This window comes from Kitasatospora sp. NPDC041988 (assembly GCF_055588525.1).
Genome location: NZ_JBVJCO010000057.1, coordinates 1 through 12931, shown reverse-complemented (window position 1 = coordinate 12931; position 12931 = coordinate 1). Strand labels below are relative to the sequence as shown.

The following is a 12931-nucleotide window of genomic DNA, read 5'->3' as shown; positions in this document are numbered from 1 at the left end:
GGACAATTACTCCGAGCAGGTTCCGCCGCGCACGCCCACCGCAGGTCCCCAGCAGGTCCCCCCGCACGCCCCGCCAGCAGGCTCTCCGACGATGAGAAAGGGCAACCGCCCATGACCCCGTCCGCCGACGACCGCACCCCCGCCGAGCCCGGACAGGCCTCCGCCCGGCTCCTCGTGGTCGACGACGAACCCGCCCTCCGGGACGCCCTGGAGAGCAGCCTCGCCTTCGAGGGCTACGAGGTCGCCACCGCAACGGACGGCTACGAGGCCCTGGAGTCCGTCGAACGCGACAAGCCCGACCTCGTCCTGCTGGACATCATGATGCCCCGGATGGACGGCCTCACCGCCGTCCGCCGGATGCGCTCGCGCGGCGACACCGTCCCGGTCCTGATGCTCACCGCCCGCGACGCCGTCGGCGACCGGGTCACCGGCCTCGACGTCGGCGCCGACGACTACCTCGCCAAGCCCTTCGAACTGGACGAACTGCTCGCCCGCGTCCGCGCCCTGCTCCGGCGCAACGCCCTCGCCACCGAAGCCGCCGCCCGCGCCGCGGCCGTCGAGGACGACACCGAGGTCCTCGCCTTCGCCGACCTGCGGATGAACACCGCCACCCGCGAGGTCACCCGCGCCGGCAAGCCGGTCGAGCTCACCCGCACCGAGTTCATGCTGCTGGAGATGTTCCTCTCCCACCCCCGCCAGGTACTCACCCGCGAGCAGATCCTCAAGGCGGTCTGGGGCTTCGACTTCGAGCCCTCATCCAACTCCCTGGACGTGTACGTGATGTACCTGCGCCGCAAGACCGAGCAGGGCGGCATGCCCCGGCTCATCCAGACCGTACGCGGCGTCGGCTACGCCCTCCGCCCGGCCGCCGGCATCCCCGCGTGAGCGAGTGCAGCGAGCGAACCAAGAGCAGGGGCGCGTCTCGCGAAGCGGCCTCCGAGCGGAGTGAGGAGGGCGCATGAGCGGCACCACCACCCCACCGCCGCCGCCCCTCACCCCGCCCCGCGTCCCCCGACGCCAACGCCTCGCCCACTGGTACCGCGCCCAGTCCCTGCGCAGCCGGCTCACGTTCCTGACGGCCGCGGCGGTCGCGGTGGCCATCGCGCTGTCGGCGCTGGCGTGCTGGTTCATCGTGGAACAGCGGCTGTACGACCAGGTGGACCGCAATCTGGCGACCGCCGCTCCCTCGCCGGTCCAGGACGGACCGCCCGGAGTGAAACCGCCACAACGGCTACTCCAGGACTACTACTGGTGCGCCCCGACGCCGAGCGGCGCGCTCGCCGCCGCGACCGCGGCAGCTGCGGCCACCACCCCGGGGAACGGTGGCCGGATCATGGTCGGCGCTCCCCGGTGGTCCGTCCAGGTGATCTCGCCGGACGGCCAACCGTGCCTGCCCACCGGCGCCACCCACGCCATCACCCTCACACCATCCGACCTGAAGGCACTGCACGGGACCGCCAGGCTCGGCCACTACGCCTACCGCGACGGGACGTTCACCACGGGTGAGGATGTCCGGGTCCGCGTGTCCACCTTCGCGTACGAGGGGAAGGTGTACGGCTACCTGGTAGCCGACCCGGTGGCCATCGTCGAGGACTCCCTCAACCAACTCGCCCTCATCCTCGGCGGCGTGGCCGTCGGCGGCATCATCCTCGCCGGCCTCGCGGGCCGGCTGGTCGCCCGGTCCGCGCTCAAGCCCGTCGACCGACTCACCGACGTGGTCGAGCACATCGCCCGCACCGAGGAGGTCGGCACCACCATCCCCGTGCACGGCAGCGACGAGATCGCCCGGCTCTCCGCCTCGTTCAACTCCATGAGCACCGCGCTCGCCAACTCCCGTGACCGCCAGACCCGGCTGATCGCCGATGCCGGACACGAGCTCCGCACGCCGCTGACCTCCCTCCGCACCAATGTCGATCTCCTCATCCGCAGCGACGAGACCGGGCGCCCGCTGCCGCCCGCGACCAAGACCAAGCTGCTCGGCAACATGAAGGCGCAGATGCAGGAACTCACCCTCCTGATCGGCGATCTGCTCCAGCTCTCCCGCCCGGACTCGCCGAAGCCGGTCCGCAGCCTGGCGGTCGTCGCCCTGCACGAGATCGCCGAACGGGCGGTCGCCCGGGCGAAGTTGCGCGGCCCCGGGCTGGTCTTCGAGACCGATGTCGCGCCGTGGTTCGTGCGGGGCGATGCCGCCGCTCTCGAACGGGCGGTGATCAACCTGCTGGACAACGCGGTCAAGTACAGCCCGCCCGCAGGCACCATCGACATCGGCCTCCAGCAGGGCGTGTTGACCGTCCGCGACCACGGCCCGGGCATCCCGCCGGAGGAACTGCAGTACGTCTTCGACCGGTTCTGGCGTTCGCCGTCCTCGCGGCAACTCCCGGGCTCCGGCCTCGGGTTGTCGATCGTCGCGCAGAGTGTGCGGGAGTCCGGCGGCGAGGTCTCTCTCGGTCCGGCCCCGGACGGCGGCCCCGGTGCTCTCGCCACCGTCCGCCTGCCGGGAGGGCCCACGCCCACATAGCCGGGCCGGAGAAGCAGAACGGGCGGGGCGCCCCGACAGCGCCCCGCCCGTCCCTTCCGGCTCTCGGTCAGTCGATGTCGCTGCCCGGGCCGAGGATCTTGATCCGGTCCTGCGCCGGCGCCTTCAGCGGCGAGGCCGCCGAGCTGTGCGCGCCGAGGTAGGCGGTGAAGACGTCCAGGTCCGAGGCGCCGACCAGCTTGTCGGTGCCGGCCGCGAAGGCCGGGAAGCCGTCGCCGCCGCCGGCCAGGAACTCGTTGGCCGCGGCCCGGTACTTGCCGGCCGGGTCGATCGGCGCGCCGTTGAGGCGGACGGAGTCCACCAGCACCCGGTCGGCGCCGGTCTTGCGCATGTCCAGGGTGTAGGTCAGCCCCTTGGACGACTGGAGGATCTTCGGCGCGGCGGCGTTGGGGCCGCTCACCTGCTGCTGGAGCAGCTGGATCAGCTGGGCGCCGGTCAGTGTCTTGACCTGCATCATGTTGGTGAACGGCTGGACGGTGAACGCCTCGCCGTAGGTCACCACGCCGTCGCCCTCGGCGGCGCTCGCCTTGTAGACCAGGTCGGAGCGGATGCCGCCGGGGTTCATGAACGCGACCTGCGCGCCGCCCTTGTCGGCGGGGGCGAGGCCCTCCAGCTGCGCGTCGGCTATCACGTCACCGAGCGGCTTCTCCAGGTCGCTGCTGCCGCGGCCGTTGAGGTCCGAGGCGATGTAGCCGACCGGGCGGTTGGCGATCGGCGCGGCCAGCTTGGAGTAGTGCGCGATCAGCTCCGTCATGTCCGGGGCCTTCGCGACGTTCTGGCGCACGACGTGGTTCTCGGCCTTGACCGACGGGCGGACGATGGTGCCGGTGGTCTTGTCGAGCTTCAGGTCGATCTCGGTGTAGAGCCGGCCGAAGGAGGCGGCGCTGGTCACCGAGCGCGGCACGCCCTGCGGGTCGGGGATGGTGCAGGCGTACGCGTTGTGGGTGTGGCCGGTGACGATGGCGCCGATCGCCGGGTCCAGGTTCTTCGCGATGTCGACGATCGGGCCGGAGATGCCCTGGCCGGCGGTGCCGCAGTCGTAGTTGTACGTGCTGCTGGCCGGGTAGCCGCCCTCGTGGATCAGCGCGACGATCGAGTTGACGCCCTGCTTCTTCAGCTCGGCCGCGTACTTGTTGATCGTGGCGACCTCGTTGCCGAACTTCAGGCCCTTGACGCCCTCGGCGGTCACGATGTTCGGCGTGCCCTCCAGGGTGGCGCCGATGAAGCCGACCTTCACGCCCTGCGACTTGGTCACCCAGTACGGGGCCAGGATCGGCTTGCCGGTCTTCTCGTTGGTGACGTTGGCGGCGAGGTAGTTGAAGTTGGCGCCCTTGAACTTGCGCCCTTCCTCGTAGCAGCCGTCCACCGGGTGGCAGCCGCCCTCCTGGAGGCGGATGAGCTCCTTGGCGCCCTCGTCGAACTCGTGGTTGCCGACCGCCGTGACGTCCAGGCCGAGCTTGTCCATCGCCTCGATGGTCGGCTCGTCGTGGAAGAGCGCCGAGGTCAGCGGGGAGGCGCCGACGATGTCACCGGCGGCGACGGTGATCGAGTCGTCGGCCGGGATCCGGGCCTGGCGCAGCGCGGTGGCCAGGTACTCGACTCCGCCGGCCGGCGTGGAGACGACCTGCCCGGTGGCCGGGTCGATCTCCTTGATGGTGCCGGACGAGCCGGCCGGGGGCTCCAGGTTGCCGTGGAGGTCGTTGATCGCCAGCAGCTGGAGGTTGACGGTCTTGTGCCGCTTGGTGTCCGCGGCCTGGGCTGCGGTCGGCACGGCCACCGTGCCGACGAGGCCGGCTGCGGCGACCGCGGACAGCACCGCACGTCGGGATCTGACGGTGAACATTCTGAGGGGTCCCCTGCACCTTGAGAGAGCGCCCAGCTGTGGACAGGTCCGGGCGGGCGACGGTGTCGTTGCGCGAGTGCAGCCTAGAGTCAACGCGCGTAGCTGTCAGGCCCCTGAACGTAACGACAGGGTTACCTACTGACGAATCGTCGCCGGACATCCGACCGCACGGGGCCTGTCGAACCGGCCGGTCCACCCGGTCCGACGGCGACCCGGGAGCGCCCCGGACCGCCCCGGCCTGCTGCGAGGCGCCGGTCAGACGCCCGGCTCGGCTGCCAACTGCCGCTCCGCGCGGACCCGTTCGGCCACCGCATCCTCGGTCATCGCGCGGTCGGTGTAGACCAGTGGGCGCTCGGTCTCGGTGATGATGTGCTTCACCACCTGGACGTTGCCGTTCACGTCCCAGACCGCGATGCCCGGCGAAAGTGTGGGGATGATCTCCACCGCCCAACGGGGCAGACCCAGCACCCGGCCGGTGGCTCTCGCCTCCTCGGCCTTCTGCATGTAGATGGTCCGGGTGGAGGCCATCTTGAGGATCGCCGAGGCCTCCTTGGCCGCCGCGCCGTCCACCACGTCGGACAGGTGGTGGACCACGGCCACGAAGGAGAGACCGAGCCGGCGCCCGAACTTCAGCAGCCGCTGGAACAGCTGGGCCACGAACGGGCTGTTGATGATGTGCCAGGCCTCCTCGACCAGGAAGATCCGCTTCTTCCGGTCCGGCCTGATCCAGGTGTGCTCCAGCCAGACGCCGACGATCGCCATCAGGATCGGCATCGCGATCGAGTTGCGGTCGATGTGCGACAGGTCGAAGACGATCAGCGGCGCGTCCAGGTCGATTCCGTCCGTGGTCGAACCGTCGAACATGCCGCGCAGGTCACCATCGACCAGCCGGTCCAGCACCAGCGCCACGTCCAGGCCCCAGGACTGCACCTCGTCCACCGCCACGCCCAGCGAGTCCACCGAGGACAGCTCGGGACTGCGCAGCGTGTTGATGATGTCGTCCAGGACCGGCTGGCGATCCTTCACGGTCGCGATCACATGGGCGTGCGCCGCCTTCAGCGCGAAGCCGGCCCGCTCCTCCAGACCGCGCCCCATCGCGACCTCGATGATGGTGCGCAACAACGACAACTGGCCGGTCTGGGTGATCGCCGGGTCCAGCGGGTTGAGCTTCACCCCGCCGTCCCGGGCCGCCATCGGGTCGAGCCGGATCGACTTTATGCCCAGGGCGTTGGCGATCAGGTTCCACTCGCCGACCCCGTCCTCGCCCTGCGCGTCGAGCACCACCACCTGCCGGTCACGGAACCGCAGCTGGCGCAGCACATACGTCTTCTCCAGCGCCGACTTGCCGTTGCCGGACTCGCCCAGCACCAGCCAGTGCGGGGCCGGCAGCTGCTGCCCGTACAGCTGGAAGGGGTCGTAGACGTACCCCTTGCCGCTGTACACCTCGCGGCCGATGATCACACCCGAATCACCCAGCCCCGGGGCCGCGGTGGGCAGGTAGACCGCCTGCGCCTGACCGGTGGAGGTGCGCACCGGCAGGCGCGTGGTCTCCACCTTGCCGAACATCAGGCTGGTGAACGCGTCGGTGAGGTTGCCGATCGCCATACGGGGCCTCCAGGTGGATCAGCGGCGGATGCCGGTGGCGAACGGCAGGGTGTTGACGAACGCGCGGTGGTGCTCGCGGTCGCACCACTCCAGCTTGAGGTAGCTCTTGCCGGCCGAGGCACGGATCGTCCGCTTGTCGCGGGCCAGCGCCTCCGGGCTGCGCGAGGACACCGTGATGTAGCCGACCAGGTTGACCCCGGCCGCGCCGGACGCCAGGTCGTCACCGCGCTGGTCGACCCGGCCGGTGTGCGCCAGGTCGCGCGGGTCGACCGTGCGGTTCATCTTGGCGGCGCGGCTGGCCTCCGCCTCGTCGTTGGTCTTCTCGGTGAGCATCCGCTCGATCGCGACGTCGGTGGGCTCCAGGTCCATCGTCACCGCGACCGTCCGGATCACGTCCGGGGTGTGCACCAGCAGCGGAGCCAGGAAGTTCACCCCCACCGGGGTCAGCGGCCACTCCTTGATCCAGGCGGTGGCGTGGCACCACGGCGCCCGGGTCACCGACTCCCGGGTCTTCGCCTGCAGGAACTGCGGGTGCGTCGCGTCCAGCTCCGCCGGCCAGGCGTTGCGGCGGGACATCGCCTGGATGTGGTCGATCGGGTGGTCCGGGTCGTACATCGAGTGCAGCAGCGAGGAGAGCCGCGCCTGGCCCAGCGGCTGGCGCACCCGGATGTCCGCCTCCGCCAGCCGCGCGCAGATGTCGGTCAGCTCACGGGCCATCACCGCGGCCAGGCCCTCGTCGTCCCGGGCCCTACGCCCGGTCGCCGTCCGGCCCATCGCGTGCGCCTCGGCCGCCAGGTCACGGGTGTAGTGCATACAGGCCACCAGGTACGCGCGGTGCTGCTCCGAGGAGGTCGACACCATCGACTGCAACTGGTCGTACGAGTCCTGCAGCCAGCGCGGCGCGTCGTGGTCGCCGCGCCGCTCCACGTCCTTGGCGTGCGCGTCCGGGTCGGCCGGCAGCGTCCGCGCGAGGATCTGCAGCCGGGTCACGAACCCGTCCCCGTTGGCGACGTGCTTCAGCAGCGTGCCGAACCGGTCGACCAGGGCCTCCTGGTCCTCCGAGTCGCGCAGGCCCACGCCCGGGCCCTCGATCTCGATCGCCGCCGTCACCGTGCGCCGCTCCAGGTGCATCAGCACCCCGACCTCGTCCGGCCCGAACGGCGCCGCCAGCCAGCGCAGCCGCCCGACCCCCGGCGGCGGCCCGACCTCGACCTCGCGGCCGTCCAGCCGGGTGCCGGCATCCATCGCGTCCGACTTCCACACCGCCCGGCCGCTGCGGACCGTCCGGCGGTAGGTGCGGTTGATCTCCACCCACTTGTAGAACGTCCGGCGCCGGTAGGGCACGTAGACCGCCGCGATCGCCAGCATCGGCAGGCCGACCAGGCCCGCGATCCGCAGCGGCAGGATCGGCATCATCAGACCCCAGAGCATGCCGAGGAACGCCCCGAAGATGATCAGGACGATCTCGCCCGACTCCCGGTTGCGGCCGATCGGCGCGTTCGGGCGGGCCTTGCCGATCAGGTAGGTGCGGCGCTGGTGCACGTACGGCTGGGCGTACTGGGCACCGTACTGACCGAGTGGTTCGCTGCTCACTTACCCGTCACCCTCCCTTCGCTGGATTGCTGTCGCGGATCGGAACCGAAGCCGGCGGTGCGGCCTGCGGCGGCGGCGCCGGGGTGCGCGCGGCATGGGCGGCGATACCCGGCGCGACCGAGCCACCGCCCGCGCCCGCACCACCCCCGCCGGCGCCCTGCGGGCCGCGGTCGCCGTGCGTGCTGATGCCCTGCTTCACCAGGTTCGCAGTCCCGTTGATCATCGCGGAACCGGCCGACACCGCATTGGCCCGGGCGTTGCGCATGGTCATGATCTCGTCGCCGAAGCCCGGCACGAAACGGTAGACGGAGGCGCTCGCGAAGATCGACAGGAACAGGATCGCCAGCCCCGACAGCACCCGGGCGAAGTCGTCACCGGCGCCGGCACCGGTCGCCACCGCGCCCGCCAGCCCGAGGATGATCACGATGATCGGCTTCGCCAGGTCCACCGCCAGCATCACCCCCGCCCAGCGGCGCACGTGCTTCCACAGCTGCTTGTCCACCAGCCCCGCGTACACCGCTGTCCCCAGCAGCGCACCCACGTACAGCATCGCCGCCCGGATCAGCAGCTCCACCCAGAGCACCGCCGCCGCCAGCACGGCCACCAGCGACACGATGATCAGGATCAGCGGCCCGCCGCCCATCGACCCCTTCTCCAGGGTGTCCGCGAACCCGCCCAGATACGTCCCGGTGTCCGACTTCGTCCCCACCGCGATCGCCTTGGTCAGCCCGTCCGTCGCGCTCACCACGGTGTACAGGATCAGCGGCGTGAACGCCGACGCCACCACGGTCAGCCACAGGAAGCCGATCGCCTCCGAGATCGCCGTCGTCAACGGCGCCCCGCGCACCGCCCGCTTCGTCACCGCCAGCAGCCAGAGCACCAGCGTGATGATCGTCGACGCGGCGAACACCACCGCGTACTGCTGCAGGAACGACGCATTGGTGAAGTCCACCTGCGTCGTCCCGTCGATCGCCCCCGACAGGCTCCGCACCACCCAAGCCGCCGCCTGCGCACACCCCTTCGCCAACGACCCGAGCGGGTCGGTGACACCGCCGACGGTCGAGCCTCCGGGGATGGATCCACTGCCGCCGGGCTTGGAGGCGCAGTAGACACCGCTACCGGGAAGTGGCAGCACATCGCAGTCGTTCCCGCTAGGCGAAGCCGTGGGGCTCGGACTGGGTTCGGCCAGTGCCCGCGAGGCCAGAGCCAGGGAGGTGACTTGAAGAGTGACCAGCACCCCCAGCACCCCACCGAACCGGGACATCTTCCTCGTAACGGCATCAACGGGCATAGCGGAAACCCCCGAACTGCTGGACGGCGCCGGTGATCTCCTCGGCGGTGGCGGCCTGTTGGTCGCCCGGCATCGGGGCTGGGCCCTGCCGGCTTGCGTAGTCGGTGAGCTTCCAGTCGGTACCCGTCCAGTGGAGGGTCAGGGTGAGGGTGAACCAGTTCTCCGTGACGGGCTGGACGGAGCGTTCGCCGGCGAGGCCGGTGAGGCCGGTGCACCAGACCTCGACCTTGGCGTCGCTGTCGCTGTAGCCGACCGACTTGGTGCCGGCCGGGACGGTGCGGCTGACGAAGGTGAGGCCCTTGGGCGCGTGCCCCTGGGCGTCGAGGCCGTAGCGGGTGGCGGTATCGCCGCCGAACCCCTGGTCCAGGCGGCTCTGGAGGGTTGCCGTGGCGGACGGGTCGGTGATGGTGACGACGATGGTGTGGCGGCTGTCGGTGCGGAACATGTCGGCGGAGCCGATGGCGACCGCGTAGTTGGCCGCGGCCGACTGTGCGCCCTGGTCTGTGTGCGGGAAGCCGCTGCCGATGCCGTTGGTGGTGGTGCTGACGGGCTGGTCGCCGCTGGGAGCGGGTCCGGCGCCGGAGGCGGCGGTGGGGGCGGCGTCGGCGGAGCGGCCGGCGGAGCTGCCGGGATCGGCCTTGCCACGGTTGGCGATGGAGATCGCGACCACGAGCAGGGTGACGACCACCAGGACGGTCAGCATGGTGCGCAGCGGCCTGGACTGACGGGCGTTCGGCTGGGAGGAGGGCTGTTCACCGACCGGCAGCCGCGTACGGGTGTGCGGCTGGTCGTCGGACAACGGCACGGCGGCCCTCCTGGTGCGGGGAGCCGGGGCGGCTCCGGGGCCCCTCCGCCCGTGGGCGGGCGCGGAGGGCGGGGTGGTGGGTGGACTCCCGGCGGGGATTCCGGCGGATCGTGACGGCCGGACGGCCGGGCGGGCTCACCGCCTGTCTCGTCCACGCTGTCTGATCGTCAGATGGCCATGCCGTACACAATGGTGAACAGAGTGCCGAGTGATCCAATGATGAACACGCCGGTCAGCCCGGCGATGATCAGCCCCTTGCCCTGTTCGGCGCCGAAGCTGTCGCGCATGGCGGTGGCGCCGATGCGCTGCTTGGCCGCGCCCCAGACGGCGATGCCGAGGCAGGCCAGGATCGCCACGGCCATGACGACCTCGACCATCACCCGGGCCTCGGACCCGAGACTCGCGAACGGGCCCCAGTCCGGGGCGATCCCGCCGATGATGGTGTCGATATTCGGCTTCTTAGGAGGGTCCTCGGCCAGGTGGCCGATCGCGATGCTGTTCACGCTGCTCAGGTTCATTTCCATCTCACCGCCCGATCAGGCAAATTCAAGGGCCCAGACCCCGCCCGCGCGAAGGGTCGGTACCTATTCTTGGCCAGATCTGATGTCGACTTGGCTGCTTCTCGCGGATTGGTCGTGAGGTATGGGACACGTACGCGAGGATGTCCACCGTACGAAGGATAGCGCTCACTCTTTGTATCTCTGATGATTGCGGTGAGCAACGCCTTCCGGGACACTTCGACTGACGATTCGTCGGGATGGTGCTGATGGTACTCCGGAAGGCCGGTACGGCCGCCGCCGCTGCGGGAGTTGTCGCGGTCGGCTTCGTCTGCCTGGTCACGGTTGCGACGTATGCGGCGAGTGGTACGCCACAGCAGTCGGCCAATCGCTCCGCGCTCTCCCCGGGCACCGTTCCGGCGGCCTACCAGGCGCCGATCCAGCAGTGGGGTGCGCTCTGTCCTGAGATCTCGCCGCCGATGCTCGCGGCGCAGCTGTACCAGGAAAGCGGTTTCGACCCGCGGGCCCGGTCGGGCGTGGGCGCGCAGGGAATGGCGCAGTTCATGCCGGAGACCTGGGGAACATACGGCACGGACGGCAACAATGACGGCAAGAAGGACGTCTGGGACCCGATGGACGCGATCGCCTCGGCGGCCACGTTCGACTGCGCGCTCGCCAAGGACGTCTCCAAGGTGCCGGGCGACCGCCAGGCCAACCTGCTGGCCGCCTACAACGCCGGCCCGTACGCGGTGACGAAGTACAACGGGGTGCCGCCGTACAAGGAGACGCAGGGCTATGTGAAGAACATCCAGGCGATGGCCCGCAGCTTCACGGCGCCGACGGCGCCGGTGGAGGTCTCCCAGCAGTCGTCCGGCGCGATCTACTTCGCGCAGACCAAGCTCGGCACCCCGTACCTGTGGGGCGGCGAGGGGCTGCCTTCGCAGAACGGGCGGTTCGACTGTTCCGGGCTCACCCAGGCCGCGTACGCCAGCGTGGGCATCACGCTCCCCCGGGTGGCCAACGACCAGTGGTACGCCGGGCAGCACCCCTCGCGCGACCAGCTCCGCCCGGGGGACCTGGTGTTCTGGGCGACGGACCTGACGGATCCGCGGAGCATCCACCATGTCGGCATCTACGTCGGCGGCGGGTACATGATCAACGCGCCGCACACCGGTGCGGTGATCCGTTACGACAAGATCGACACCCGGGAGTACATCGGCGCAACCCGGGTCACCTCGGACGGCGCCCAGGCGCTGCCGGGGCGCAACGCCGACGGCAGCATCACCGCCCCGAGCCGCCCGGGCACCACCGCTCCGGAGACCCCGGCACCGACCCCCACTCCGACCCCGCCCGCCCCCTCGGCTCTCTCCGCCCTGGGGGTTCCCGCCGCCGGCCCGACGACCCGGGCGGCCGTCGCGGCCGGCCCCGCCCCGACAGGTCCAGGTCAAGCGCCTGCAAAGAGCTGATCCGCCCCGGGCCGCCGGGTGTGCGTGCGCTGTGGACGCTGAGTCAAGTTTCCATAACCGCGTGTTTCCGTGGAACGCTGTGGCCCGGTTATGACGTTGTGTCCGATGGCCCCGCGTCACCTTCCCGGTCGGGAGGGACGGGCGGGCCACGGCCGGAACGACCAGGTGCTGCGGACCAGAAGGAGGTGCGGCGTGTCGACGCCGCTTGCCGACACGACCAACCCCGACCTCGGCCTGCTCTACGCCGTCAACGGCCTGGCCAAGCGCTCCCCGGAGTGGCTGGACCACCTGGTCTCCTGGATCGGTGAGTACGGCATCCTGATCGGCCTGGGCCTGCTGGGCCTGGTCGGCTGGCTGCAGGCCAGACGCCGCCCGGACGCCCCGGTGGCCGTCGCCGGCCTGCTCTGGGCGCCGCTCTCGGTCGCCATCGCCGAGCTGGCCAACCTGCCGATCGCCGCCATCGTGGACCGCCCGCGCCCGTTCGTCGACCACACCGGGCTGGACGTGCTGGTGGAGGGCAAGGCCGGCACGCACTCCTTCGTCAGTGACCACTCGACGATGTCGATGGGCATCGCGGTCGCACTGTTCCTGGTGAACCGGCGGCTCGGCTGGATCGCCGGGGGGCTCGCCCTCCTGCAGGGCTTCTGCCGGATGTACATGGGCGTCCACTACCCGACCGACGTGATCGGCGGCTTCGCGCTCGCCACCGCGGTCGTCCTGCTGCTGGCACCGATCGCGATGGCCGTCCTGGTCCCGCTCTGCCACGCGCTGGCCCGGACCGCGGCCGCCCCGCTGATCCGGGCCCCGCAGAGCGGCCCGCGCGGCGGACGGCGGCGCGGCGGCGGTCGCGGCCCCGTCCGGGCCGACGAGCAGCCGCCGGAGTCCGACCTGGCGGCCTGAGGCCGGTCCTCGCGGCCGGTCCCCGTGATCCGTCCAGGAACGCGGAACGCTGTCCCGGAGCCTGCTCCCCTGAACGCCGTCCCTGACGGCTACGACCCGCCGCCGTTCTCCACGAGGTGGTCGGCGGCCTCTCGTCTGGTCAGGTCGCGGGAGCGGCGGGCCGGAGAGAACCATCCGCAGCTGCAGGTCGCGAAGCAGAAGGAACCGCGCTCGCTGATCGCGACACGGTGCTCGGGCATCGGGGTGGTGCCGGGGGCAGCCGGCAGCTCACTGTGCACGTGCCTCACGGTAACGCGCCGGGACCCCGGGGGGGGGGGGGTGGCGGGGGGAGGGGGGTGTGGGGCCCCCCAAGGATCACAACAGCTTTTCCGGGAAAGAGATTGTTCCCCCCTGGT

11 protein-coding genes are annotated in these 12931 nt (G+C 70.9%); 4 read left to right on the top strand and 7 right to left on the bottom strand.

Annotated features, from left to right (window positions below):
• Positions 1-111 precede the first annotated feature (111 nt).
• A complete protein-coding gene (locus ACZ6NC_RS36690) occupies positions 112-885 on the top strand; it encodes a response regulator transcription factor (RefSeq protein WP_465738219.1) in 774 nt (257 codons plus the stop codon).
• 73 nt (positions 886-958) lie between these two features.
• A complete protein-coding gene (locus ACZ6NC_RS36685) occupies positions 959-2518 on the top strand; it encodes a sensor histidine kinase (RefSeq protein WP_465738218.1) in 1560 nt (519 codons plus the stop codon).
• Positions 2519-2585: 67 nt separating this feature from the next.
• On the opposite strand, the gene ACZ6NC_RS36680 is transcribed toward ACZ6NC_RS36685, so the two are convergent.
• From ACZ6NC_RS36680 to ACZ6NC_RS36655, 6 genes are all read right to left on the bottom strand, one after another.
• Complete coding sequence (locus ACZ6NC_RS36680) at positions 2586-4379, bottom strand: bifunctional metallophosphatase/5'-nucleotidase (protein WP_465738217.1); 1794 nt, start codon at positions 4377-4379, stop codon at positions 2586-2588.
• A gap of 255 nt (positions 4380-4634) precedes the next feature.
• On the bottom strand, positions 4635-5984 hold the full coding sequence (locus tag ACZ6NC_RS36675; protein ID WP_465738216.1) for an ATP-binding protein: 1350 nt from the start codon (positions 5982-5984) through the stop codon (positions 4635-4637).
• A gap of 18 nt (positions 5985-6002) precedes the next feature.
• Positions 6003-7577: an SCO6880 family protein gene (locus ACZ6NC_RS36670; protein WP_465738215.1), complete on the bottom strand. Its 1575-nt coding sequence runs from the start codon at positions 7575-7577 to the stop codon at positions 6003-6005.
• 7 nt (positions 7578-7584) lie between these two features.
• Complete coding sequence (locus ACZ6NC_RS36665) at positions 7585-8571, bottom strand: hypothetical protein (RefSeq protein ID WP_465738214.1); 987 nt, start codon at positions 8569-8571, stop codon at positions 7585-7587.
• 286 nt (positions 8572-8857) lie between these two features.
• Complete coding sequence (locus ACZ6NC_RS36660) at positions 8858-9673, bottom strand: DUF8175 domain-containg protein (RefSeq protein WP_465738213.1); 816 nt, start codon at positions 9671-9673, stop codon at positions 8858-8860.
• A 167-nt stretch (positions 9674-9840) separates the two neighbouring features.
• Positions 9841-10191, bottom strand: a complete 351-nt coding sequence (locus ACZ6NC_RS36655) for a hypothetical protein (RefSeq protein WP_241002623.1) — start codon at positions 10189-10191, stop codon at positions 9841-9843.
• A gap of 239 nt (positions 10192-10430) precedes the next feature.
• Between ACZ6NC_RS36655 and ACZ6NC_RS36650 the strand changes: the two genes are divergently transcribed.
• Together ACZ6NC_RS36650 and ACZ6NC_RS36645 are read left to right on the top strand one after the other, a co-directional pair.
• On the top strand, positions 10431-11636 hold the full coding sequence (locus tag ACZ6NC_RS36650; protein ID WP_465738212.1) for a C40 family peptidase: 1206 nt from the start codon (positions 10431-10433) through the stop codon (positions 11634-11636).
• A 192-nt stretch (positions 11637-11828) separates the two neighbouring features.
• A complete protein-coding gene (locus tag ACZ6NC_RS36645; RefSeq protein WP_465738211.1) occupies positions 11829-12536 on the top strand; it encodes a phosphatase PAP2 family protein in 708 nt (235 codons plus the stop codon).
• Between the two features lie 89 nt (positions 12537-12625).
• Here ACZ6NC_RS36645 and ACZ6NC_RS36640 read toward each other — a convergent pair whose 3' ends face one another.
• On the bottom strand, positions 12626-12814 hold the full coding sequence (locus ACZ6NC_RS36640) for a hypothetical protein (protein ID WP_465738210.1): 189 nt from the start codon (positions 12812-12814) through the stop codon (positions 12626-12628).
• Positions 12815-12931: the final 117 nt, after the last annotated feature.

Coding starts and splice junctions, on each gene's coding strand:
- ACZ6NC_RS36690 (WP_465738219.1), top strand. CDS start 112: ATGACCCCGTCCGCCGACGACCGCACCCCCGCCGAGCCCGGACAGGCC.
- ACZ6NC_RS36685 (WP_465738218.1), top strand. CDS start 959: ATGAGCGGCACCACCACCCCACCGCCGCCGCCCCTCACCCCGCCCCGC.
- ACZ6NC_RS36680 (WP_465738217.1), bottom strand. CDS start 4,379: ATGTTCACCGTCAGATCCCGACGTGCGGTGCTGTCCGCGGTCGCCGCA.
- ACZ6NC_RS36675 (WP_465738216.1), bottom strand. CDS start 5,984: ATGGCGATCGGCAACCTCACCGACGCGTTCACCAGCCTGATGTTCGGC.
- ACZ6NC_RS36655 (WP_241002623.1), bottom strand. CDS start 10,191: ATGAACCTGAGCAGCGTGAACAGCATCGCGATCGGCCACCTGGCCGAG.
- ACZ6NC_RS36650 (WP_465738212.1), top strand. CDS start 10,431: ATGGTGCTGATGGTACTCCGGAAGGCCGGTACGGCCGCCGCCGCTGCG.